Origin of the sequence: Noviherbaspirillum autotrophicum (assembly GCF_000818395.1) — a bacterium.
Classification (GTDB): domain Bacteria; phylum Pseudomonadota; class Gammaproteobacteria; order Burkholderiales; family Burkholderiaceae_D; genus Noviherbaspirillum; species Noviherbaspirillum autotrophicum.
Genome location: NZ_JWJG01000028.1, coordinates 1,637,955 through 1,661,563, shown reverse-complemented (window position 1 = coordinate 1,661,563; position 23,609 = coordinate 1,637,955). Strand labels below are relative to the sequence as shown.

The 23,609-nt window shown below is 62.1% G+C and carries 19 protein-coding genes; 7 read left to right on the top strand and 12 right to left on the bottom strand.

The window, feature by feature from the left end:
* Nucleotides 1-61 precede the first annotated feature (61 nt).
* The 4 genes from hrpA to dcd all read left to right on the top strand — a co-directional run bounded on the left by hrpA (nt 62) and on the right by dcd (nt 7,326).
* Complete coding sequence (gene hrpA, locus TSA66_RS08990) at nt 62-3,964, top strand: ATP-dependent RNA helicase HrpA (RefSeq protein ID WP_040039753.1); 3,903 nt, start codon at nt 62-64, stop codon at nt 3,962-3,964.
* A gap of 71 nt (nt 3,965-4,035) precedes the next feature.
* Nucleotides 4,036-5,055 carry an XdhC family protein gene (locus TSA66_RS08985; RefSeq protein ID WP_040039752.1) on the top strand — a complete coding sequence of 340 codons (1,020 nt, stop codon included), beginning with the start codon at nt 4,036-4,038 and terminating at the stop codon, nt 5,053-5,055.
* A gap of 196 nt (nt 5,056-5,251) precedes the next feature.
* Entirely contained in the window at nt 5,252-6,574 is a 1,323-nt protein-coding gene (locus TSA66_RS08980) for an NAD(P)/FAD-dependent oxidoreductase (RefSeq protein WP_052452638.1), read from the top strand.
* Between the two features lie 185 nt (nt 6,575-6,759).
* Nucleotides 6,760-7,326, top strand: coding sequence for a dCTP deaminase (gene dcd / locus TSA66_RS08975; RefSeq protein ID WP_040042357.1), 567 nt, complete (start codon nt 6,760-6,762; stop codon nt 7,324-7,326).
* A 498-nt stretch (nt 7,327-7,824) separates the two neighbouring features.
* Here the strand turns inward: dcd and TSA66_RS08970 are convergent, their stop codons facing one another.
* Entirely contained in the window at nt 7,825-8,460 is a 636-nt protein-coding gene (locus TSA66_RS08970) for a carbonic anhydrase (RefSeq protein ID WP_040039751.1), read from the bottom strand.
* A 357-nt stretch (nt 8,461-8,817) separates the two neighbouring features.
* Here TSA66_RS08970 and TSA66_RS08965 point away from each other — a divergent pair, with 357 nt between their 5' ends.
* From TSA66_RS08965 to TSA66_RS08955, 3 genes are all read left to right on the top strand, one after another.
* The gene (locus TSA66_RS08965) at nt 8,818-9,339 is read left to right on the top strand and encodes a hypothetical protein (RefSeq protein ID WP_157691639.1); all 522 of its coding nucleotides are present in this window, start codon (nt 8,818-8,820) and stop codon (nt 9,337-9,339) included.
* A gap of 15 nt (nt 9,340-9,354) precedes the next feature.
* Nucleotides 9,355-9,807, top strand: coding sequence for a hypothetical protein (locus TSA66_RS08960; protein ID WP_040039749.1), 453 nt, complete (start codon nt 9,355-9,357; stop codon nt 9,805-9,807).
* A 312-nt stretch (nt 9,808-10,119) separates the two neighbouring features.
* Nucleotides 10,120-10,305 carry a hypothetical protein gene (locus TSA66_RS08955; protein ID WP_040039748.1) on the top strand — a complete coding sequence of 62 codons (186 nt, stop codon included), beginning with the start codon at nt 10,120-10,122 and terminating at the stop codon, nt 10,303-10,305.
* A gap of 118 nt (nt 10,306-10,423) precedes the next feature.
* Here TSA66_RS08955 and TSA66_RS08950 read toward each other — a convergent pair whose 3' ends face one another.
* The 11 genes from TSA66_RS08950 to TSA66_RS08895 form a co-directional block, all read right to left on the bottom strand.
* Nucleotides 10,424-12,673, bottom strand: a complete 2,250-nt coding sequence (locus TSA66_RS08950) for an arginine/lysine/ornithine decarboxylase (RefSeq protein WP_040039747.1) — start codon at nt 12,671-12,673, stop codon at nt 10,424-10,426.
* A 341-nt stretch (nt 12,674-13,014) separates the two neighbouring features.
* On the bottom strand, nt 13,015-14,220 hold the full coding sequence (locus TSA66_RS08945; protein ID WP_198358749.1) for an SRPBCC family protein: 1,206 nt from the start codon (nt 14,218-14,220) through the stop codon (nt 13,015-13,017).
* A gap of 365 nt (nt 14,221-14,585) precedes the next feature.
* Entirely contained in the window at nt 14,586-15,164 is a 579-nt protein-coding gene (locus TSA66_RS08935) for a DUF4337 domain-containing protein (protein WP_040039744.1), read from the bottom strand.
* Between the two features lie 8 nt (nt 15,165-15,172).
* The gene (locus TSA66_RS08930; protein WP_040039743.1) at nt 15,173-15,655 is read right to left on the bottom strand and encodes a dihydrofolate reductase; all 483 of its coding nucleotides are present in this window, start codon (nt 15,653-15,655) and stop codon (nt 15,173-15,175) included.
* A complete protein-coding gene (locus tag TSA66_RS08925; protein ID WP_040039742.1) occupies nt 15,655-16,449 on the bottom strand; it encodes a thymidylate synthase in 795 nt (264 codons plus the stop codon). The genes TSA66_RS08930 and TSA66_RS08925 overlap by 1 nt, the downstream gene beginning before the upstream one ends.
* 79 nt (nt 16,450-16,528) lie before the next feature.
* On the bottom strand, nt 16,529-17,035 hold the full coding sequence (locus TSA66_RS08920; RefSeq protein ID WP_052452192.1) for a cytochrome b/b6 domain-containing protein: 507 nt from the start codon (nt 17,033-17,035) through the stop codon (nt 16,529-16,531).
* 19 nt (nt 17,036-17,054) lie between these two features.
* The gene (locus TSA66_RS08915) at nt 17,055-17,321 is read right to left on the bottom strand and encodes a PepSY domain-containing protein (RefSeq protein ID WP_040039740.1); all 267 of its coding nucleotides are present in this window, start codon (nt 17,319-17,321) and stop codon (nt 17,055-17,057) included.
* Nucleotides 17,322-17,427: 106 nt separating this feature from the next.
* Nucleotides 17,428-19,221 carry an ABC transporter transmembrane domain-containing protein gene (locus TSA66_RS08910; RefSeq protein ID WP_040039739.1) on the bottom strand — a complete coding sequence of 598 codons (1,794 nt, stop codon included), beginning with the start codon at nt 19,219-19,221 and terminating at the stop codon, nt 17,428-17,430.
* A complete protein-coding gene (locus TSA66_RS08905; RefSeq protein ID WP_052452191.1) occupies nt 19,218-20,300 on the bottom strand; it encodes a lipocalin-like domain-containing protein in 1,083 nt (360 codons plus the stop codon). Before TSA66_RS08905 ends, TSA66_RS08910 begins: the two co-directional genes overlap by 4 nt.
* Nucleotides 20,300-22,849: an FtsX-like permease family protein gene (locus tag TSA66_RS08900; protein ID WP_040039738.1), complete on the bottom strand. Its 2,550-nt coding sequence runs from the start codon at nt 22,847-22,849 to the stop codon at nt 20,300-20,302. Before TSA66_RS08900 ends, TSA66_RS08905 begins: the two co-directional genes overlap by 1 nt.
* Nucleotides 22,846-23,511, bottom strand: coding sequence for an ABC transporter ATP-binding protein (locus TSA66_RS08895; RefSeq protein ID WP_040039737.1), 666 nt, complete (start codon nt 23,509-23,511; stop codon nt 22,846-22,848). Before TSA66_RS08895 ends, TSA66_RS08900 begins: the two co-directional genes overlap by 4 nt.
* Nucleotides 23,512-23,609 lie beyond the last annotated feature (98 nt).

The window sequence follows — 23,609 nt, the reverse complement described above, 5'->3', positions numbered from 1 at the left end:
GCCTTCCGTACATTTTTCGGCCGCATCCGTTAGGCCCCCGCTCTGTATAATTCGCCCCGATATGTCTGAACTAGAACAAGCCAGGAAAACACCTTCCAAGCCACGCCAGCCGCAGGCAAAGCCAGCCGCGCCTGTCGTGCGCAATCCCTTGCCGCCGATTACCTTTCCCGAAGAACTGCCGGTCTCCGGCCGGCGCCGGGAAATCGCCGATGCATTGCGCAAAAATCAGGTGATCATCGTCAGCGGTGAAACCGGATCGGGCAAGACCACCCAGCTGCCAAAGATCTGCCTTGAGCTGGGACGCGGCCAGGCCGGACTGATCGGCCACACGCAGCCGCGCCGCATTGCCGCATCGTCGACCGCCAAGCGCATCGCGCAGGAACTCGGCTCGCTGCTGGGCGAGCATGTGGGCTTCAAGGTCCGCTTCACCGACACGCTGTCTTCCGGTGCGTCGGTCAAGCTGATGACGGACGGTATCCTGCTGGCCGAAACGCAGACCGATCCGCTGCTCAAGCAATACGACACCATCATCATCGACGAGGCGCACGAACGCAGCCTCAATATCGATTTCCTGCTCGGTTACCTGAAGCAGCTGCTGCCGCGCCGGCCCGACCTGAAGATCATCATCACGTCGGCCACCATCGATGCAGAGCGTTTCGCGCGGCATTTCGGCAAGCCCGATGCACCTGCGCCGGTGATCGAAGTCTCCGGCCGCCTGTATCCGGTGGAAGTGCGCTACCGGCCGGTGGAGCCGGGCGATAAGACGGACAACAGGCCATCTTTTCAGAAGGAACAGCGCGACCTGATGGACGCGGTGGTCGATGCCGTCGACGAGCTGGCGCGCATCGGCCCCGGCGACGTTTTGGTGTTTTTGCCGGGGGAGCGCGAGATCCGCGACGCTGCCGAAGCCTTGCGCAAGCATCATCCGCCGCACGTGGAAATCCTGCCGCTGTTCGCGCGGCTGTCAGTGCAGGAGCAGGAGCGGGTGTTCAAGCCATCCAATGCGCGCCGCATCGTGCTGGCCACCAATGTCGCGGAAACTTCACTGACGGTGCCGGGTATCCGTTACGTGGTTGACACGGGGCTGGCGCGGGTCAAGCGCTACAGCTACCGCAATAAGGTCGAGCAGCTGCAGATCGAGCCGGTTGCGCAATCGGCCGCCAACCAGCGTGCGGGTCGTTGCGGCCGCGTTGCCGCCGGCGTGTGCATCCGGCTGTACGACGAAAAGGATTACCAGCAGCGTCCGAAGTTCACCGATCCGGAAATCCTGCGCTCGTCGCTGGCGGCCGTCATCCTGCGCATGAAGTCGCTGCGACTGACCGATGTCGAGACGTTCCCGTTCATCGAGCCGCCGATGGGGCGCGCGATTGCGGACGGCTACCAGCTGCTGCAGGAGCTCGGCGCAACCGATGACAACAACCAGTTGACGCAGCTTGGCCGGCTGCTGGCGAAACTGCCGCTCGACCCGCGTGTCGGCCGCATGATTCTCGCCGGGCGCGACAATGCGGCGTTAAGCGAGGTATTGATCATCGCCTCGGCGCTGTCGGTGCAGGACCCGCGCGACCGCCCGATGGAGGCGCAGGAAGCCGCCGATAATGCGCATAAAAAATTCGCGGACGAAAAATCCGAATTCTTGAGCTACCTGAAGATTTGGAAGTGGTTCGAAGAAGCGATCGAACACAAGAAATCCAACAAGCAGTTGATGGATTCCTGCCGCGCCAACTTTTTGTCGCAGCTGCGTCTGCGCGAGTGGCGCGACGTGCATTCGCAGCTGCTGACGCTGGTGCGCGAACAGGGATGGCGCCTGAACGAGGCAGCGGCGACCTATGAACAGCTGCATACGGCGCTGTTGACGGGCCTGCTCGGCAATGTCGGCTACAAGATGGAAGACGAGCCGCAATACCTCGGCGCACGCGGCATCAAGTTCAACATCTGGCCGGGCTCCTCGCTGGCGAAAAAGGCGGGGCGCTGGATTATCGCGGCCGAACTGGTGGAAACGACGCGCCTGTATGCGCGCTGCGTCGCGCAAATCCAGCCCGAATGGCTGGAACGCGTCGGCGGCCATCTGCTCAAGAAATCATGGGGCGATCCGCGCTGGGAAAAACGCACCGCGCAAGTATCCGCATTCGAGCGCGCAACGCTCTACGGCCTGGTGGTCTACAGCCAGCGGCGCATCAATTACGGTGCGATCAATCCGAAGGATGCGCGCGACATCTTCATTCGCAGCGCCCTGGTCGGCGGCGACTACGAAACGCGCGCGTCGTTCCTCGCGCATAACCAGAAGCTGGTGCGCGAGATCGAAAATCTCGAACATAAATCGCGCCGGCTCGACGTGCTGGTCGACGAGGAGCTGATTGCGGCGTTCTACGACAAGCTGGTTCCGCAGGATGTCTACAACGGCGCGGCGTTCGAAAAGTGGCTCAAGGACGCGACGGCGAAGAACCCGAAGCTCTTGCATCTGAACCGCGACGACCTGATGCGGCACGAGGCGGCCGGCGTGACGACCGACTTGTTCCCGAAGAAGATGGTGGTCGCCGGCGTGGACATGGCGCTGAGCTATCACTTCGAGCCGGGGAGCCCGCGCGACGGCGTCACGCTCACCATTCCGCTGTTTGCGTTAAACCAGGTGTCGACCGAGCGCTGCGACTGGCTGGTGCCGGGCATGCTGAAGGAAAAGGTGCACATGCTGCTGAAATCGCTGCCGCAGAAATTGCGCCGCCATTGCGTGCCGCTGCCGGACTACGCGGCCGGTTTTTGCGAGCGGATGGAATTCGGCAAGGGTAATTTGATCGATGTCGTCATCGCCGACGTGCGCGAGCAGACCGGTGTGGCGGTCAAGACCACCGACTTCAAGCTGGAGACCCTGCCAGCGCACCACTTCATGAATTTTAAGATTGTCGACGAACACGGGCGGCAACTGGAGATGGGGCGCAACCTGTCTGCCTTGCAGTCCGAGTTGGGCGGTCAGGCGCGGGAGAAATTTCAACAACTGGCCGAAAAGACGGTGGCCGCCCCCCCTGAAACGGGGCCAGCCGGTTCCGGCCACGGCGCTGCCCGCGCCGATGCATCGAATGCCGGGCAGAATGCTAGCGCCGGAGCCGGTGCGCATCAGAACCTGACCACCTGGTCCTTCGGCGAATTGCCGGAACTGCTGGAAATCCAGCAGGGCAAGCAGACCCTGATTGGGTTCCCTGCGCTGGTGGACAAGGCGACGCATTGCGACCTCGAAGTATTCGATGACCCGGCGGAAGCGGCGCGCGTGCACCGCATCGGCTTGCGCCGCCTGTTCGCGCTACAGCTGAAGGAACAGCTCAAGTACCTGGAAAAGAACATCCCCGGCCTGCAGCAGATGGGCATGCAATTCATGTCGCTCGGCACACAGGAAGAGTTGCGCGACCAGATCATCCAGGCCGGACTGGAGCGCGCCTGCCTGCAGGATCCGCTGCCGACGAATGCCGAGGAATTCAACCGGCGCAAGGAAGAAGGCAAGTCGCGCCTGGGCTTGCTGGTCAATGAAATCGCGCGTCTCGCATCGCAAATCCTGGCCGAGTACTACACCTTGCCGAAAAAGCTGCAAGGCGTGAAATCGCATGCGCAAAGCGCGGCGGACATGCAGTCCCAGCTGCAGGCGCTGGTCGGCAAGCGCTTCATCGCCGACAACGATTATGCGCAGCTCGTTCACTTTCCGCGCTACCTCAAGGCGATCGGTGTGCGGCTCGACAAGCTGCGCGCCGACCCTGCGCGTGACATGCGCCTGATGACGGAATGGGCGCAAGTGGCGCTGCCCTGGCAGCGCGCCCATAAGGACAGGAAAGACAGGCAGAAGGGGGGCGACCCGAAAATGACGGAATTCCGTTGGCTGTTGGAAGAGCTGCGGGTGTCGCTGTTTGCGCAGGAACTGCGCACGCCGATGCCGGTATCGGTCAAGCGCCTGCAAAAGGTATGGGAATCGATGCAGCGATGAATTGACGGCGATAAACATCGTCTCCGGAGAGCGTGGCATAGTAGTGCATCCACGATCTTCACAGCGCGCCCATGAACAGCATCGACCTCGAAGTCTTGAAAACCTGCAGCGAATGGCTCAGCGACGGCCATCGCTGCGAACTGGTCACCGTCATCAAGACTTGGGGCTCCAGCCCGCGCCCGGCCGGCGCAACCCTTGCCATCCGCGATGATGGGCGCGTGGTCGGCTCGGTTTCCGGGGGCTGCGTGGAAGACGACCTGATCGCGCATATTCGCAGCAACGGCATGAACCGATCGAAGCCGGAAATCGTCACTTACGGCATTACGGCCGACCAGGCGCACCGCTTCGGCCTGCCGTGCGGTGGCACTATCCAACTGGCGATCGAACCGCTTTCCGGCGCCAGCCGGATCGATGAGCTGCTCGACCGGCTGGCCCGGCACGAGCTGGTGGCGCGACGGCTCGATATTGCCACCGGTGAGGTGGCTCTGGGACCGGCTGCAGCCGGCATGATCCTGCAGTTATCCGAAGCCGCGCTGACCACGATACACGGCCCGCGCTGGCGCCTGCTGATCATCGGCGCCGGACAGCTGTCGCGTTTTCTCGCCCAAATTGCTGTCGGCATGGATTATCACGTGACAGTCTGCGACCCGCGCGAGGAATACCGCGATGGCTGGGAGCAGGCGGGCGTGGACATGCGCCAGGAGATGCCGGACGATGTGGTTGCGGACATGCGGCTCGACAGCCGCAGTTCCGTCGTCGCGCTCACCCACGATCCCAAGCTGGACGACCTGGCGCTGATGGAAGCATTGCGCTCGGACGCTTTCTATGTCGGCGCCATCGGCTCGCGTGCGAACAATGCCCGGCGGCGCGAGCGACTCCGGCTGTTCGACCTGAGCGATGCGCAGATTGCCAGACTACGCGGCCCGGTCGGCATTTATATAGGCAGCCGAACGCCCGCCGAGATCGCCATCTCGATCCTCGCAGAAATGACCGCAGTGAAGAACGGTATCGCGCTTCCTGCCGACGCGTCAGTCGCCCATGGCAAGTCTAGCGGTCAGCCAGCCGGCGATCGTTACTGCGGCATCGGCTGATAGCTGAGCGATTGCCAGAGTTGCCTGCGCAAGAACAGAAGGGTGGGACATCACCCTTGATATTATTCAATTGACAATATTTGACCGTCGATATAGTGGGTTTTTGTAAAGCCTGATCCACGGGAGGGGTAATGCAAAAATCGTTGGCGATCTGTTCTGAGGCATGCGGCGCGGCGGCACGGTCGGGAGCGGCGGGATGAAACACGTCATCATCGGCAACGGCCCGGCTGGCGTGATTGCGGCCGAAACCATCCGCAAGCATGCGCCTTCGGACGACATCCTCCTGATCGGCGATGAGCCGCAACCGCCGTATTCCCGCATGTCGATTCCGCATCTGCTGAGCGGGCAGCTGCATGAAGGCGGCACCTACCTGCGCCGCGAAAAGGATTATTTTTCACGCCTGCGCATCCAGCAGAAGACCGCCCGCGCCGACCATGTCAGCAGCAGGACGCGCACCGTGAAGATGGACGACGGCAGCGTGATCGACTTTGATCGGCTGTTGATTGCGACCGGCGCTTCGCCGAGGGCCCCGGCGATCCCGGGCATCGAATTCCCCGGCGTGCACGCGTGCTGGACGCTTGACGATGCCCGCGCCATCATGCAACTGGCGCAGCCGAGGTCGCGCGTGGTGCTGATCGGCGCCGGCTTCATCGGTTGCATCGTCATGGAGGCGCTGGCAGCGCGCGGCGTCCATCTGGCCGTGGTCGAGAAGCGCGACCGCATGCTGCCCAACATGATGGGCAAGTCCGCCGGGGAGATGGTCAGACTATGGTGCGAGAGAAAAGGCATCAGGGTGTACACCTCGACGCGTGTGATTGGCATCGGCAGCGACGCATGGGACAACGACTCCCCGCGCATGGTGCGGTTGTCGAGTGGCGAGCAGCTGCAGGCGGATTTGATCGTCTATTCGGTCGGCAGCGAACCGAACATCGGCTTCCTCAAGGGCAGCGGAATCAAGTGCCTGCAGGGGGTGGTAGTCGATGCCTCGATGCAGACCAGCATGCCGGGCGTGTATGCGGCCGGCGATTGTGCGGAGACTTTTGATTCTGAAACTGGACGCAGCTTCATATCGGGGGTGCAGCCCAATGCCGCCGACCAGGCCTACTGCGCGGCACTGAACATGACGGGCAAGCACGCATTCCAGCGCAGTGTGCGGCAGATCGACGTGCTCGATACGATGGGCCTGATTTCATCATCTTTCGGCCAGTGGCAGGGCGTGCGCGGCGGGCAGTGGGTTGAATTCTCCGATAGCGGCAACTTCAAGTATCTGCGGCTCGAATTCAGACGCGATGTACTTATCGGCTGCAACGCCGTTGGATTGAACGAGCATGCCGGCATCCTGCGCGCCTTGATCCGGCAGCAGGTACGGCTCGGCGAATGGAAGGACAAGCTGCTGCATAATCCGCTGCTGCTGAAGGAGGCGTACAGCGAATGCGTGCAACAGCAATACATGAGGCAGGCGTCGGCCTTTTACACGCCGGGCGCGCATTACATCGAGGCGGCGGCGCACGTGGCCTGACTGCAGCCTCCGGCCTTCCTTCGCGATGCCGGGAAAGCACGTGGTAGGCGGCAAAATAGCCATTCCGGATAGTGGTTTGGACGTTGTTTTCGCGTAAAATCGCGGGAATTCGCGTGAGCGGCGAAGCGCGCACCAGGCGCTTTTTCCCGCTGCGCGGCCAGTCCACCCATCCCACCGCAAACATCATGAGCATTAAATCCGATAAATGGATCCGCCGCATGGCGCAGGAGCACGGCATGATCGAGCCGTTCGAGTCCGGCCAGGTGCGCCACGTCGACGGCCACAAGATCGTCAGCTACGGCACCTCGTCCTACGGCTACGATATCCGCTGCGCCGACGAATTCAAGATTTTCACCAATATCAACAGCACCATCGTCGACCCGAAGAATTTCGACGAGAAGTCCTTCGTGGATTTCAAGGGTGACGTCTGCATCATTCCGCCCAATTCGTTCGCGCTGGCGCGCACCATGGAGTATTTCCGCATCCCGCGCACCGTGCTCACGATTTGCCTCGGAAAATCGACCTATGCGCGCTGCGGCATCATCGTCAACGTGACTCCGTTCGAGCCGGAATGGGAAGGCTATGTGACGCTCGAATTCTCGAACACCACGCCGCTGCCGGCGAAGATTTATGCTGGCGAAGGCTGCGCGCAAGTGCTGTTTTTCGAGAGCGACGAAGTGTGCGAAACATCGTACAAGGATCGCGGTGGCAAGTATCAGGGACAGCATGGCGTGACACTGCCGAAGACTTGATGCCAGTGAGCGGCTGCGCAACCGTTGCGCATTCTCTGTAGAAGCAGGTGCCGTCGTGGTCGACAGCCTCGCCCGGCTCTCCGTCTCCCGGCATGCGCCGGCGCGGTCCCATGCAAATGCAAAAAAATCCCCTCTCCCTTTGCGGGGGAGAGGGGAGAGGTAAGGGGTAGAGTGTCTGCGGTACCGCAAAGTACTGCATACACACTGCCACTAACCCAAGCTTCTCCTTGCGGAGAAGTAGCCCTCACGATGGAGACGGGAGAAAACTAATTGATCTGTTTGATAATTTCCTGCATGCAAACAATGATGCATGGAAACATTGTCAGATAATGTTTCCGCATTGATAGAGTTGTTGCTAAATGTAAATGACATATCGAAAACTACGCTGAAATTGTCATTTAATCAATAGTTCAATCAGTATGTGCGGAGCAGGCTGATTATAGAAGTGGGGGAGATGGGAACGAGCAAGGCGGGAACCTGATGCCCGCCACTCCAGGCTTAACCGTTCGATGTCGTGGGCTGAACATCGAAGAAATCGACGACACCCGTTTCCAGGGAATATTCTGCACCAACGACAAGCAAGCCGTCTTTTTCAATCAGTGTTTCTAGGATTTCCGACCCGTGCCGTAACTGATTGGCAGATGCACGGATATTGGCGCGTACCGCGTGGTGCACGAGCGCGTCGAAGTCGTTTTTCAATTCCGTCTCGAGCAAGCCCTCTACAGAAGGCCGCACGCGATTGACGATCGAGCGCAGGTTGCGCGACTGGTTTTCCGTCGGACGCTGCAATTCTTCCAGCGTTGCATGAATCGCGCCGCATTGACTGTGGCCAAGCACCACGACGAGGCGCGTGCCGAAGCGCTCGACTGCAAACTCGACGCTACCGATCTGGGACGGCGCCACGATATTGCCCGCCACCCGGATCACGAACAGATCGCCCAGCCCCTGGTCGAACACGATTTCAGCCGGCACGCGCGCATCGGAACAGCCGAGGATGATGGCGAGCGGCTCCTGTCCGATCGGCAGCGAAGTGCTTCGCGCATGGGTAGGCAATGCGTTGGAGTTGCGGATATCTGAAACGAAACGGCGATTTCCGTTACGCAGTTCATCGAGTGCTTGTAGTGCTGAAATCATAGGATCCTTTAGTATCGAAAGTGGTAAGCGTAGCATGAATTACGCATGCCTGATTCCGCACAAACCACAGGCGTTACACCATCTGCGCTGCGCGTGCGAATGACCGATAAGCGTGCCTGAAAGCAGTCTTTTTCTCTTCATCGTTGCACCGGCGAACGATCTTTCCCCTCGGTGCAACGCCTGTTACCTTTCCTTACAGCAACAAAGATAAAACTCCTCTATGTTGGTGTCCTCGGAGTTCCTCACGCTTACAAAAAATTACCACGTTGCAAGTTTGTTATGGCGATCAAGCGAACTGTACTGCTAGTCCTGTTCATATCAAGCCTGGTCATGTCTGACGCAGGGACGGCATTTGGCATGGATTTGACCATCGCGCCGAGCGTACCGGCCGGCTTACCTTTGTCGAGGGCGCATGAGAGCAGGCAGCGGCCACTGAACAACGTGAAGGGTATCTTTCGTGCGCCGGAAAAGCACAGGCGCCATGAAAAATTCCGGAAAGGCAAGATAACAAGCTACAGCTTGTCCAGTGATCCGGCGAACCTCGCTTTCAAGTACGGGAGTCTGTCATTTGGCAGGGAGCGCCGCCTTGCTCTGGAAAATGGCAGCCAGGGATTGGGGTCGGCGTGGGGAAATGGGATATCCGCAATGCCGCCTGCGCTCCCGTTGCCTATAGACCAGGGCGTCAGACAGGAAGCGGGCGACAATCCGGGTATCGCATTTGGTTGCGGCAAGAAATCTCGCTTGGCCTCGCCGGAAGTGACTGCATGTTATGTGCACAAGGTCGATAAAGCCTGGAAAACACAAACCTATGTGACGAAAGGCCTGGCTGACAGCAATCCGGGCTGGGGCGGCGGTCTGGCAGTTGGTTATGCGTATTAACTCACCCATCGACATATGACGCGTCTTATCCCTCACAGTGAATCGCGTTTCTCTGTCGCCGTGAAACGTACCATCCCACTGTTGTTCGCTTTGTTTGCCGTATCGGTCCATGCGGAAGCTCCCGCTTTGCCTGCTCCATTTGATGTGCGGGTGCAACTAGCCAGGGATGTGGAAGCGGATGAGCGTTTCAGAACGTATAAGACGGCGATGATTCGCAGGAGCGGACGCCATCTGGCTCGTACGATGCGCGCTTGCCGCGCGATTGCGCCAGCGCCGGAGCAGAAGTCGGTCGTGCTGATTGCCGATATTGAGGCAGACGGACGGGCCGCGGCGGTCGAGGTGAAACCTGATAACGCTATCGGACAGTGTTTCGCCAGCGGTTTTGCGTCTGCGCGTTATCCGAAACCTCCTGCTTATCCCGGCCGCCCAGGTTTTCCCGTAATGATGAAAATTAGTGTTGCCCGCTAAGCATCTTAATTTGGGATTGTCGGCGCGCCGTGATGCCCAATGCAGTCCGACGTGCGGACGCCCAGTCACCAGCCTGGCTCAAGCGGGATAGCTTCCTCCCAGAAAAGCAGCAGACTAGCCTCCAAACTTGGGAAGAGGCAAGCGCAAGCGTTTCACTCCGCTGACAATTGGACAGCACGGCTTTGCCTTCAATGGCCGGAGGGGAGTTTTCTTGAGAAAGTAATGCTGCTTGAGAAAAATCAAATACGTTTATGCGCACCGCCTTAGACTTGCGCGAAGTTTCTACTTCTAAACACAATTGGGCGGTAAACCATGACGCGACCGGAAAATCTCTTTGAGGCAGCCAGCTACGACTTGAATAAATTCCGCGAGCGCCGCATTGCCGAACGCCGTGCCCAGCCGCGCAATGGCCCGGACCGCCGCGCCACTCAAAACGCAAGCCAGACGTTGCCCACGGGCGACGGCAATGCGAGCGACAGCGGCAAGGATGCCGGCTGATCCGGCTTGCCATTTCCAGATCGAGAAAAATTTATGCGCAGGGATGCCTGCGTGATTAACAGGCGGTGAACAGGCGGGCGACAGATGCGCCCGCCTTTTTTCTGGATGCGTGGCTGGCTTACTTGACGCAATCCACGTAATAGCCTCGCCGTCCGCCGACATCCTGCGTGACCAGCCCGTGCACGTCGGTTTCGAAGCCCGGGAATTTCTCGTTGAAGTCACGCGCAAACTTCAGATAGTCGACGATCGTCTTGTTGAAGCGCTCGCCCGGAATCAACAGCGGAATGCCTGGTGGGTAGGGCGTCAGCAGGATTGCCGTGACGCGGCCTTCCAGCTCGTCGATCGCGACGCGCTCGATCTCGCGGTGCGCCATCTTGGCGAATGCGTCCGATGGTTTCATCGCCGGCTGCATGTCGGACAAATACATCTCGGTGGTCAGGCGCGCCACGTCGTAGGCCTTGTACATGTCGTGGATCTGGTGGCACAGTTCGCGCAGGCCCACGCGCTCGTAGCGCGGATTGGCGGCGGCGAACTCCGGCAGGATGCGCCAGATCGGCTGGTTCTTGTCGTAGTCGTCCTTGAACTGCTGCAGCGCGGTCACCAGCGTGTTCCAGCGGCCCTTGGTGATGCCGATGGTGAACATGATGAAGAACGAATACAGGCCGGCCTTTTCCACGATCACGCCGTGCTCGGCCAGATATTTGGTGACGATCGACGCCGGAATGCCGGTGTCGCCGAACTGGCCGTTGAGCGACAGGCCCGGCGTGACGATGGTCGCCTTGATCGGGTCCAGCATGTTGAAGTTCGGCGCCAGCTTGCCGAAGCCGTGCCATTCGTCCTCGGCGCGAATCATCCAGTCTTCGCGCGAGCCAACGCCGTTTTCGGCGAAACTGTCCGGGCCCCAGACTTGGAACCACCAGTCCTGGCCCCACTCTTCGTCTACCTTCTTCATCGCGCGGCGGAAGTCGAGCGCTTCCAGAATGCTTTCTTCGACCAGGGCGGTGCCGCCCGGCGGCTCCATCATCGCGGCGGCCACGTCGCACGACGCGATGATCGCGTACTGCGGCGAGGTCGAGGTGTGCATCAGGTAGGCTTCGTTGAAGGTGTCTTGGTCGAGCTTCACCTTTTCCGAGTCGCGCACAAGGATCTGGGATGCCTGCGACAGGCCGGCCAGCAGCTTGTGGGTCGACTGGGTCGAGAAGATCAGCGATTCCTTGGCGCGCGGGCGGTCCTTGCCGATCGCGTGCATGTCCTTGTAGAACTCGTGGAAGGTCGCGTGCGGCAGCCACGCTTCGTCGAAGTGCAGCGTGTCGATCTTCCCGTCCAACATCTGCTTGATGGTCTCGACGTTGTACAGCACGCCGTCATAGGTCGACTGCGTGATGGTCAGAATGCGCGGCTTCTTGTTCTTCGCTTCGCGCGCGAACGGGTTTGCTTCGATCTTCTTCTGGATGTTCTCGTACGTGAACTCTTCCAGCGGGATCGGGCCGATGATGCCGAGGTGGTTCCGCGTCGGCATCAGGAACACAGGAATCGCGCCGGTCATGATGATCGAATGCAGGATCGACTTGTGGCAGTTGCGGTCCACGACAACGATGTCGCCGGGGCCGACGGTCGAGTGCCACACCATCTTGTTCGACGTCGAGGTGCCGTTGGTGACGAAATAGCAGTGGTCGGCATTGAAGATGCGTGCCGCATTGCGTTCGGACGCCGCGACCGGGCCGGTATGGTCGAGCAGCTGGCCAAGCTCTTCCACCGCGTTGCAGACGTCGGCGCGCAGCATGTTCTCGCCGAAGAACTGGTGGAACATCTGGCCGATCGGCGACTTCAGGAAAGCCACGCCGCCCGAGTGGCCCGGGCAGTGCCAGGAGTACGAGCCGTCCTGTGCGTAATGCACCAGCGCGCGGAAGAACGGCGGCGCCAGGCTGTCGAGGTAGGATTTGGCCTCGCGGATGATGTGGCGCGCGACGAACTCCGGCGTGTCCTCGAACATGTGGATGAAGCCGTGCAGCTCGCGCAGGATATCGTTCGGGATGTGGCGCGAAGTGCGCGTTTCGCCGTACAGGTAGATCGGGATGTCGGCGTTCTTGTGGCGGATTTCGTTGACAAAGGCGCGCAGCGACTTGAGCGCGAAATCGGTTTCTTCGGACGAGCCGCCACCGAATTCCTCGTCGTCGATCGACAGGATGAAGGCCGAGGCGCGCGACTGCTGCTGCGCGAACTGCGACAGGTCGCCGTAGCTGGTCACACCCACGACTTCCATGCCTTCGTTTTCCATGGCTTGCGCCAGCGCGCGGATGCCCAGGCCGGAGGTGTTTTCGGAGCGGAAGTCTTCGTCAATGATGACGATCGGGAAGCGGAATTTCATCGAGGTCTCCAGAATAGACATGGTGCATGGGAGACGCCTGGGCAAGTCGTGGCAACAACCGCTTGCGCGCCGAAAAAATTGGAAAAGCCGAATTTTCGCAGATATGCGGATGATGTGGGGGAAATATGGGCATTATGCGCGCAATAAGGCGCGCGGACGGTCTCATACCGGCATGCGGGCACGCCGGAATGGTGTTTGTTTGCTAATTTTGCGCGGCGGCTGCGGGTGCACCATGGCCAAAAGCGATCGTCGCAGCCGCTTCCGGCCATGGCGTAGAGATGGAAGGATGATAAGGCGGGTGGTACTGGCAACGTAACGCCCGCCGCCGGCCACGTGGCCGGTCAATGCAGGATTTCCCCCGTCCGTTGCGGCGGCTGTGCCGGATGCTGCATGGCCTTGCTCGCGTCATGCGGCGGCACACCGCTTTCGATGAACGACTTCATGTGCATCAGGTCCTCTTCCAGCTGGCGTGCCGGGCTGCCGGTAAACAGCGAGGCAAAGGCTTCGCCGGCCGCACCCGCCGGCGGGTTGTATGCCATCTCCACCGTCACGCGCGTGCCGCCGTCGACAGCTTCGAAGTGCACCCGGCCGTGGTGCTCGATGGCTGCATCCGGCTCGGTACGCCATGCCAGCAGTTCCGGTCGCCGCGATTCAGTGAGGTTTGACTCCCATTCCACCTGGGTGCCTGCAGGGCCGCTCACGATCCAGTGCGAACGGCCATCGCCCATGTCTTGCACCTGCTGCACGTTCGACATGAAGCGCGGGAAGTTCTCGTACTTGCTCCATGTATCGAACACCCTCTCCGGCGACGCATTGATATAGATGGTCTTGTGCAGATCGAGCGGTTGCATTTCGCGCGAACCGGCGCTCCGCCACAGCGGACGGTTGATCGCGCCGCGCAATGCCAGCCCGAGCCCGAGCACGCCGACTATGGCGCTGACCGGGCCGCGGCGCGTCACGCCGGCATATCCCATGGCCCCGCCGCCCAGGATGGCAACTGCACGCAACGCCGGCGGCCAGCTATCCTGCATGAAGAGGTAGCGCGACGGTGCCAGGCGCCGTCCGCCTTGCAGCGCCGCGACGCCTTCGGCGCTCTCGTGCACTGCCAGGCAGTCTTCGATCTCGCTGACGCCGGAAACCGATCGCACCGCATCCAGCAAGCGCTCTTTTTCGGCTGCCAGGATCGGCCCGCTCAATGCCACGCATCCCTGCATCACATTGACCTTCACCGCATGCGGATGCGATACGCTGCGCCCGAGGCATTGGCGTACGCGAGCCGCCACCACCACGTCATCTGCTTCCCGGCGGCGCAGGCGCAGCAAGCGCCGGCCCTGTGCGCGCAACCCCTGCATCCGGTTGCCGAAATCGCGTGAAGCGACATCGATGGCATTGCCAGTCTTGTTGACGGCGCTGCGTGCCTTGTCCTTGATGAGCGCTCGGCGCCGCTTGCCGCGATCCGGATCGGACAGATACATTGCCGCAGCGCCAAGCGCGGCTGCGCCGAATACTGCTGTCCATGATTGATTCTTGCTTGTGTCTTGATACATGGCCATTTCCTTTCCTGGGGTTACTATGCTTGCCCGCCGCGCCTGCAGGGTGCGGCTTCCGAAAAGAGGTTTTTCTGGCGGCAAGAGCCTGTTTGCTTGCAATTACGCGTTTCTGCGTACGCGCTGGAAAGGGTTGGAGCGCAATGAGGGCAGTTGGTGCCGTAATTTTTGCGGCGCTGCGAGAGATGGCGGCGTGTTATACCGGCGAGCAGGTGCCACGGGGAAGCGACACGGAAAGGCGCATGCGCGAAGCGCGGGGCATGCTTAATCTGGAGAAAGACGCTGCAGCGAAAGAGAGCGTGTCCGACGCTTGGAGGCCAACGCAGTAGCTGCCGCCACGAGGGCGGCAGCATCGGACAGCAGAATCAGAAATGCAGCCAGGCCAGCACGCCCAGGGCAACACCGATGCCGGCAACGCCATAAGACGTGTATTCCAGCCACTTCTTTCGCGTGAGCAGCGTAATGGCCGCCAGCGAGATCGCGATCTGCTCGGCGGTCATGGCCTGCGCCCAGCGATGATGTTGGTGCATCTGTTCGTCGGATTTGCTGCTCCACTCGGCAGATTCGGCTTCCAGCTTTTCAGCATCGACCTTGATATCGTTTTTTTCCTTCTTGTAGCGCTCGACTTCCGATTTGTACTTGTCGACGTCCACGCCGGGCAGGGTCATCGCCAGTTCGGCGAGATTCTGCTTGTTGGACTTGGCCTGGTAATAGTTCCACTGGTTCGATGCGGCGGTTTTCTTGATCGCTGCCTCGTTTTTATTCAGCGCGGCGTTGTTTTGCGTGTCGCCTGCCATGTAGCCGAACAGCGCGCCGACGGTCGCGAGAATGGCCGTGGTGACGGCGATCTTGTTGGCAAAGCCGTCGCTGCCATGCGTACCATGTGCAGCATGCTCCACTTCATGGTCGTGCGGACCATGTACATGAAATCCGTGTCCGGACATCTTTTCTCCTAAGTTCTTTGATAGGTGACGAATGCGTAATCGAATCCGTTCTGGTCCGAATGATGCCGTTCGCGCGCGACTTCCTTCCACTGTCGTGCATCGATGGACGGGAAGAAGGCGTCGCAGTCGAAGCTCTTGCCGATCTCAGTGACGATCAGACGGTCGGTATGCGGCAGCGCTTCCGCGTAAATCTGGGCACCGCCGATGATGCAGGCCGGCAGGTCGCCCACCAGCCCGATGGCGGCATCGAGCGAGGTCGCTGCTTCCACGCCTTCATGGCGCCATTGCGGATTGCGTGTGACGACGATATTGCGCCGGTTCGGCAAGGGCCGCCCGATCGACTCGAAGGTCTTGCGGCCCATGATGACCGGGTGGCCGAGCGTGGTGCGCTTGAAGTGCGCCAGGTCTTCCGGCAGGCGCCACGGCAGGGTGTTGTTGATGCCGATGCCACGGTTTGCGTCGGTGGCCACGACGATGGTGAGCAGTGCCATTACACTGCCACCGGTGCCTTGATTGCCGCATGCGACTGGTATCCGGTGACCTCGAAGTCCTCGTACTTGTAGTCGAAGATCGAGTCCGGCTTGCGCTTGATGACCAGCTTCGGCAAAGCGAACGGCGCGCGCGACAGTTGTTCGCGCACCTGGTCCATGTGGTTCGAATACAGGTGGCAGTCGCCGCCGGTCCAGATGAATTCGCCCACCTCCAGTCCTGCCTGCTGCGCCATCATGTGGGTGAGCAGCGCGTAGGACGCGATATTGAAGGGCACGCCGAGGAAGATGTCGGCGCTGCGCTGGTACAGCTGGCAGGACAGCTTGCCGTCGGCGACATAGAACTGGAAGAAGGCGTGGCAGGGCGGCAGCTTCATCTGCGGGATGTCGGCCACGTTCCATGCCGAGACGATCATGCGGCGCGAATCCGGATTGTTCTTGATCTGGTCCAGCACCTGCGCAATCTGGTCGATGTGCTGCCCGTCCGGTGTCGGCCAGGAGCGCCACTGGTAGCCGTAGATCGGCCCCAGGTTGCCCTCGGCATCGGCCCATTCGTCCCAGATCGACACGCCATTGTCTTTCAGGTATTGGATGTTGGTCGAGCCGGCCAGAAACCAGATCAGCTCGTGGATGATGGATTTCAGATGCAGCTTCTTGGTAGTCACCAGCGGGAAGCCGTCTTGCAGATCGAAACGCATCTGGTAGCCGAACACGGAGCGGGTGCCGGTGCCGGTGCGGTCGGTTTTTTCGGTGCCATGTTCGTACACATGGCGCATGAAGTCGAGGTATTGGCGCATAGGGAAGTTTTCGAGAGATGCGCTATTTTACCGGAAGCATCGGCGCTTTTTGGCCCGCAGGAAAGAGGGAGGCGCGGGGCTAGGAAGAACGTTTTTTACCTGTCAACATCGCCTTCGGCAGGTTCTCCCGGCTCTTGATGCTGACGACGATAACGGAAGTGACATGAATCGCCACGCCGCCCAGCAGCACATAGGCGACCGTTTCGTGCAGCTCCTGCAGCCATTCCTCGCCCCAGTAAGCGTCGAGGCCCATCATCCATCCGGTGACGCCAAGCGAGGCGATCAGCAGCCACAGCAACACCGCCATCGCGGCGCCCATCGGATTGATGCCGATGTAACGCGGGGCGCGTCCCGCGATCGTTTGGCGCAGGTAGGTGACAGTCTTTCCGAATCCCGGCCACCAGCAGGAGAAGCGGGCATAACCGGTGGCGGTGAATCCCCACACCAGGCGCAGCGCGACCAGCGCCACGGCCAGGTAGCCCGCGTAGCGATGCAGGGGGCCTGTTTCGAAGACGAAGTTGGCAAGGACCAGCGCCGCCACGCTCCAGTGGACGAAGCGAACGATGCGGTCCCAGACGGCTATCACAGCGATCCCGATGGCGGGATTACTTTTCGATTTCCGACTTCACCACGTCCAGCGTCTTGGTGTCGAAATAGATTTCGACCTTTTTGCCTTCCTTGTTGTGGCCGTAGATTTCGTAGCAGTTGCCGTCGACCTTGAACTTCTTGATCTTGTAGCCTTCGGCTTCCAGCTTGGCCTTGGCGTCGGATTCCTTCATCCATTCTTCCTTCGGATGCTTGGCGCATTTGGCGCTGGCGAATGCAGTGCCGGAAAGAGCGAGCAACAGGGTGGAAACGACGAGTTTGCGCATGGTGTTTTCCTTGTTGAGAAGATATGCCGGATGCAAATGTTAGCACATGCAAACGAGAATCATTGTCAACTGGGTCAAGGTTTTTATTGCCGGCGCTTGGCGTCACTTATGCCGCGTCTTGCGAGAACTGCAACGCGGCGAGGCTGGCGTACAGCCCGCCTTGCGCGATCAGTTCCGCGTGGGTGCCGCTTTCGATGACCTGCCCGTGTTCCATGACGAGGATGCGGTCGGCGCGCTGCACGGTCGCCAGCCGGTGCGCGATCACGAGCGTGGTGCGCCCGGCCATGGCCGCTTGCAACGCGCCTTGCACCAGGCGTTCCGATTCCGCATCGAGCGCGCTGGTCGCTTCATCGAGCAGCAGCAGCGGAGGATTTTTCAGCAAGGCGCGCGCGATCGCGATGCGCTGCCGTTGGCCGCCGGACAGGCGCACGCCGCGCTCGCCCAGGAAGGATTGGTAACCCTGCGGCAGCTTTTCGATGAACTCGTGGGCCGCCGCCATCTTTGCCGCGGCAATCACTTCCTCGTCGCTGGCGCCGGCGCGGCCGTAGCGGATATTTTCCAGGGCATTGGCCGAAAACACTACCGTATCCTGCGGCACGACGCCGATGGCGCCGCGCAGCGCATGCAGGTCGAGCCGGCGGATGTCGACGCCGTCGAGCATGATCTGGCCCTGCTGCGGATCGTAAAAACGCAGCAGCAGCTGGAACAGCGTGCTTTTGCCTGCACCGGACGGCCCGACCACGGCGACCGTTTCGCCGGGGCGGATATCGAGCGACAGGTGCGACAGTGCCGGCGTTTGGGGGCGTGAAGGATAGCGGAAGCCGACATCGCGCAGCGTCAGCGCGGCGCTGTTGGCGGCGCGCGCCGGCAGCGGCTCGGGTTGCGCCGGCGACCGGATCGGGGAGCGCACTGAAAGCAGCTCCAGCAGGCGTTCTGCCGCGCCGGCGGCACGTTGCGCATCGCCGATGACTTCCGACAGCGCGCCAATCGCCCCGGCGACTATGGCGGCGTAAAGGATGAACTGGCCGAGCTCGCCGCCCGTCATGCTGCCGCGTACCACGGCATGCGCACCGAGCCACAGTACAAACACGATCGCGCCAAACACCAGCAGGATGGCAATGACGGTCAGCGCGGCGCGCGCGCGGATGCGCTGCATCGCGGTCTCGAAGGCGCGCTCGACCGACGAGCGGAAGCGATGCGCTTCGTCGCCTTCATGGGTGAATGCCTGCACCGTCGGCATCGCATTGAGGATTTCCCCCGCCAGCGCCGATGCGTCGGCCACCCGGTCCTGCGAGGCACGCGACAGCTTGCGCACGCGGCGGCCGAACACGACGATCGGCAGCACCACCGCTGCCAGCAGCACGATGATGACCGACGACAGCTTCACGCTGATCACGAACAGCATGACGAGGCCGCCGATGAACAGCAGCGCATTGCGCAATGCCATGGACACGCTGGTGCCGACCAGCGTCTGGATCAGCGTGGTGTCCGTGGTCAGGCGCGACAGCACTTCGCCTGTCTGGGTGGTTTCAAAAAACTGCGGGCTTTGCGTGATGACGTGCGAATAGACCGCACCGCGCAGGTCGGTCGTAACGCGCTCGCCCAGCCAGGACACCATGTAGAACCGGGCCGCGGTCGCGACGGCAAGCACGCAGGCCACGCCGAACAGCGCGATGAAATACAGGTCGATGTGGGCGGCGTTTTTTGCTCCGGCTGCGCCAGCCGCGCCGAAGCCGGCATCGATCATCTGCTTGAACGCATAGGGGATGGCGAGCGTGGCGCCTGCCGCGATGACCAGCGCGATGCCGGCCAGGACGAACTGCTTCTTGTATGGCGCCAGGAACGGCTGCAGCCCGCGCAGCGTCGCCAGTCGGCCCTTCGGTTGTTCTTTGGAGTTCATAGTTTCAGAGGTTTCACATAGCCGGTCATCTCGAGGTAGCCGCGTCCCGCAGTCTTGCCGTCGCGGGTGACGCTGACCGCGCCTTCCCAGTACACCGCGCCGGTCGATTGCCGCGAGTCGAGTTCCTGGTCGTCCTGCAGCGGTGTCAATTGCCAGGCGATGCCGCCGGTGTCGATGCGGGTCTCGACCGGGTAGGCGGCGTTGGTGCGCGGCGAGCGCCAGGTGCGTTGCGGCGCAAAGCGCACCTGGTCCGGGCTGAAGCGCGTGATGCGCCCGGAAGCGTCGCGCAAGGCGACGTGCGCCCACAGCCTGGTGCCGTCCTTGCGGCGCACCTGGAACGCCATCAATGCCGAGCCGTCATCCAGGTTGGCGCCGACCCAGTCCCAGCCGACCGCATCCGGATCAAGCACCGTGGTCGACCATTCATGGTCGAGCCAGGCCGTGCCGGTTACTTTAATGGTCTTGCCGTTACGCGTCACCGTGCCGCTGACCTGTAGTTGCGGCTCGCTGTAATAGTAGCTGGCCTGCGCTGCCTGTGGGCCTTTGCGCGAATAGCCGTTATCGCCTTGCAGCAGCGGCGCCTGCTTTGGCGTCAGGGTCAGAGACAGCGCGAATTCGCGCGCGCCGACCTCGGCTTGATAGTTTCCGCCATCGGTGCGATTAAGTCGCCAGTCACCCAGCTTGACGTCGGTGTCGCCTTCCTTGGCGAACGCGATGCCGAATCCTTCGCGCGCGCTGTCCTGGGCATGCAGCAACTTGCCAACGCGCGGATCGGACAAGGCCGCGTGCGCGATGATCAGCTGCGTGGGAGCGAAACGGCTCGGATTGGTGCGGTCGTGCCCGGTCGCCGAGCGGAAGAAAGTCACCTGGAAGCCGACCGGTTTTTGATCGACGCCTTGCAGCCAGCCGGTGACGTACCACCATTCGGTACGAAACGATGGATGGGCGCCGAAGTCGCGCGGGAATGCGAGCGAGTGGCCCGGCACAACGGGCGAAAAGCTGGGCGGTGCGGCGAACGACAATGCTGCAAGAAACAGGCTGCCGAACAGCGCGTACCTCAGCGACGATAAAAGCCTCATTACCAGTCCTCCCTCACTGCGCGCACGGCAGCGTCCGATACCGCGTATCGTCCTGCCACCAGCGCAGTCAAGGCCGATGCGGCCAGCAGCAGCAACGCCACCGCTGCCAGCGCCGACCACGGCACGTGCAGTTGCATGGTCCAGTGGAAGGACTGCGGGTTGACCACGTACACTAGGATCAGGCTGATCGCGCCGCCGAGAACGAACCCCGCCGCGATGCCAAGCAGCGTCAGCGCGCCGCCCTCGGCCGCCAGCATGGCCAGGATCTGACGCCGGGTCACGCCGACATGGCGCAGCATGCCGAACTCCTTGGCGCGTGCCAGGGTTTGCGCCGAAAACGTGGCTGCCACGCCGAACAGTCCGATCACGATTGCCACCAATTCCAGCAGGTAGGTCACCGCGAAGCTGCGGTCGAAAATCTTCAGGCTGATGGCGCGGATTTCGCCCGGTTCGGCAAATTCCAGCGCGGCACCGAACGGCAGGCGCCGCAGCGCCGCTTCGACCTGCTCCACGCTGGAGCCTGCCTGCAGCCACAAGGCCGCGTCGTTGACCTCGCTGTCGCCGGTCAGGGTGCGGTAATCGACCAGGCGCATCTGAATCGCGCCCGACTGTCGCGCGTAGTCGCGCCATACGCCGGCGACGAGTGCATCGACCGTGCGGCCGGCAAGCGGAAGCCGCACTTGCATGCCGACCCGGTAGCCGTACAGATCGAGCATCGCTTCCGATGCCCACACGGGAATGGCATCGCGGGGAATGCGCTGCGCAGGCAGGGTCGCGCCAATGATCGGTAGTGTCGCCTCCGGTCGGGCGGCATCGATGGGGCGGGCGATGAGCGCGACCGGAGGCCGGTCGGGATCCAGCGCCAGCTGGGTCGAGCGCAGGAATGCCGCACGCGCGACGCCTTGCGTAGCCGCGATCGCGCTTTGCTCCTGGGGACGTAAAGCGCCGGTCGCGCCGCCGCTGGCGGAACGCACGTACAGGTCGGCGGACAACAGGTGTGACAGCCAGTCGTCGACGGAAATGCGGAAGCTGGCGACCATGATCGCCATCGCCACCATCAGGCTGAAGCTTGACAGCACGCCGCCCAGCGCGATCGATGCCTGGTTCGGCGCATTCGACAGCCGCGCCAGCGCCAGAATCGGCACGACCTCGGCCTTGCGCTTGCCGGCAGCGGCCGCAGCCCACGAGAACAGGAGGGCGGCCGCGCGCGGCATCAAGGCAATGCCGCCGACCAGGAGCAGGGCGACCGCGAGGTAGCCGAATACCGGCAGCTCGAACACGGCAGGCGCTTGCGTCAACCCGAGCGCCAGCGCGATGCACACCAGGCCCGGCCAGGGCGATGCCAGGCGCGACAACGCCACATCCTCGCTGCCGGTCTTGAGCGCCGCGGCCGGCCTGGCGCGCGCCGCTTCCCATGCCGGGCTGGCGCAGCCAAGCAGAGCGACGGCGTTGCCAAGCCCGAAAAACGCCAGGGCGGCAAGCGGCGAGAACTGCACCGCCGGCTGCACGCCGGGGAAGTAGCCGCCGCCCAGGTCGCCGCCGAACAGGCGCAATGCCGCCGCAGCCATCGCATACCCCGCCGCCAGCCCCAGCAGCGAGCCGGCCACGCCCAGCGCCGCGCCTTCCAGCAGGATCTGCGCGAGCAACTGGCGTCGCGTGAGGCCGAGCACGCGCAGCAGCGCAAGCTGGCTGCGGCGCCGGATAACCGACAATGCCTGCGTCGAGAAAACCAGGAAGGCGCCGGTAAACAGCGCCACCAGCGCCAGCACATTGAGGTTGACGCGATAGGCGCGCGACATGTTGGCCGTGCGGGTGTCCTGGTCCTGCGGCTCGCTGAGCAGGCAGCAGCTGCCGAGCTCGCCGGCCAGCGCTTGCCTGAAGCGGCTGCGCTCGATGCCGGATGTCAGCTTCAGGTCGATGCGCGACAGCAGGCCGAGGCGATTGAAGCGCCATTGCGCGGCACCGATATCCATGACCGCAATACGTTGTCCGGGCCGGGCGTGTGCAATGCTTCCGGCCACCCGCAATGGGACGATCGCGGTGCCGGATTGCAGCCGCAGGATATCGCCTTGCCTGACCTGCAGCCACGCCATGGCGGCCGGCGACAGGAAGATCGTGTCGTCGGCAAGCGTATCGAAGGGCTGGTTGGGCGCGGGCACGCCGATCAGGTCGGGGGCGATGCGGGCGGCGCGCAATGGATCGATGCCGAGCAGCTTGAGCGCGCCTTCCCGGCCGGGAACGGTGGCGTCGAGTTCCAGCACCGGATTGGCCAGCGCGACACCGTCATGCTGGGCCAGCTGTGCGTACAGCGACTCGTCGAAAAAAGCCTGCGCGCCACGCACCTGCAGGTCGGCTTGCCCCGACAGACTTCTGGCGGCGGCGGAAAACTCGTTGAAGGCGGCGGCGTTGATCAAATGAATTGCAAACCCGAGCGCCACGCCAAGTGCAATCGCCAGCATCGCGACCAGCGCCCGGCCCGGATGCGCGCGCCATTCGCCCAGCATCAGCCAGCGGTTCAGGCGCAGGCGGGAGCGCGCGGTGCCTGTCATTCCCGGGGGCGCAATGCGGCGGGCTGCAGCCCGTCCTTGGTCAGCGTCAGCACGCGGTCGGCTGTTGCGGCGGCGGCGGGCGAGTGGGTCACGATGATGGCGGATGCGCCGTTTTCCCTGATCTCGTTGCGCAGCAGCGCAAGCACGTCGTGCGCGGTATCCGGATCGAGATTGCCGGTCGGCTCGTCGGCCAGGATCAGGGCAGGGCGATGCACCAGCGCGCGTGCGATGGCCACGCGCTGCAGCTCACCGCCGGACAGCTGGCGCGGAAAATCCCCGGCCCGTCCGCGCAGGCCGACCGCATCGAGCATGTCGTATGCGCGCTCGGCGGATGCACCGTTCAGCAGCAGTGGCAGGGCGACATTCTGCAGCAGGGTCAGATGCGGCAGCACGTGAAACGCCTGGAAGATGAAACCGAACTTCTCTCGCCGCAAGCGGGTCGCAGCGTCTTCGTCCAGCGACGAGATCGCCGTGCCATCGATGACCACCTCGCCGCTGTCCGGCGTATCCAGCCCGGCAATCAGGTTCAGCAGCGTCGATTTGCCGACACCCGACTCGCCCATGATGGCCACGTATTCGCCTGCGCCGAGCGAGTACGACAGCCGGTTCAAAACGCGCCTGCCGTCGGCGTACGACTTGGTGAGCTCATGCAGTTTCAGCATTGGGGAATGGGGTGCCGGTTCTGTTGGTGAATTGCAAGTAGTTAAAGAAAGGAAACGGCGTGTTCTTGCAAGGCGGTAAAGACAAATACGACATAAGC

Coding starts and splice junctions, on each gene's coding strand:
- hrpA (WP_040039753.1), top strand. CDS start 62: ATGTCTGAACTAGAACAAGCCAGGAAAACACCTTCCAAGCCACGCCAG.
- TSA66_RS08985 (WP_040039752.1), top strand. CDS start 4,036: ATGAACAGCATCGACCTCGAAGTCTTGAAAACCTGCAGCGAATGGCTC.
- TSA66_RS08980 (WP_052452638.1), top strand. CDS start 5,252: ATGAAACACGTCATCATCGGCAACGGCCCGGCTGGCGTGATTGCGGCC.
- dcd (WP_040042357.1), top strand. CDS start 6,760: ATGAGCATTAAATCCGATAAATGGATCCGCCGCATGGCGCAGGAGCAC.
- TSA66_RS08970 (WP_040039751.1), bottom strand. CDS start 8,460: ATGATTTCAGCACTACAAGCACTCGATGAACTGCGTAACGGAAATCGC.
- TSA66_RS08965 (WP_157691639.1), top strand. CDS start 8,818: ATGGATTTGACCATCGCGCCGAGCGTACCGGCCGGCTTACCTTTGTCG.
- TSA66_RS08960 (WP_040039749.1), top strand. CDS start 9,355: ATGACGCGTCTTATCCCTCACAGTGAATCGCGTTTCTCTGTCGCCGTG.
- TSA66_RS08955 (WP_040039748.1), top strand. CDS start 10,120: ATGACGCGACCGGAAAATCTCTTTGAGGCAGCCAGCTACGACTTGAAT.
- TSA66_RS08950 (WP_040039747.1), bottom strand. CDS start 12,673: ATGAAATTCCGCTTCCCGATCGTCATCATTGACGAAGACTTCCGCTCC.
- TSA66_RS08945 (WP_198358749.1), bottom strand. CDS start 14,220: ATGTATCAAGACACAAGCAAGAATCAATCATGGACAGCAGTATTCGGC.
- TSA66_RS08935 (WP_040039744.1), bottom strand. CDS start 15,164: ATGTCCGGACACGGATTTCATGTACATGGTCCGCACGACCATGAAGTG.
- TSA66_RS08930 (WP_040039743.1), bottom strand. CDS start 15,655: ATGGCACTGCTCACCATCGTCGTGGCCACCGACGCAAACCGTGGCATC.
- TSA66_RS08925 (WP_040039742.1), bottom strand. CDS start 16,449: ATGCGCCAATACCTCGACTTCATGCGCCATGTGTACGAACATGGCACC.
- TSA66_RS08915 (WP_040039740.1), bottom strand. CDS start 17,321: ATGCGCAAACTCGTCGTTTCCACCCTGTTGCTCGCTCTTTCCGGCACT.
- TSA66_RS08910 (WP_040039739.1), bottom strand. CDS start 19,221: ATGAACTCCAAAGAACAACCGAAGGGCCGACTGGCGACGCTGCGCGGG.
- TSA66_RS08905 (WP_052452191.1), bottom strand. CDS start 20,300: ATGAGGCTTTTATCGTCGCTGAGGTACGCGCTGTTCGGCAGCCTGTTT.
- TSA66_RS08900 (WP_040039738.1), bottom strand. CDS start 22,849: ATGACAGGCACCGCGCGCTCCCGCCTGCGCCTGAACCGCTGGCTGATG.
- TSA66_RS08895 (WP_040039737.1), bottom strand. CDS start 23,511: ATGCTGAAACTGCATGAGCTCACCAAGTCGTACGCCGACGGCAGGCGC.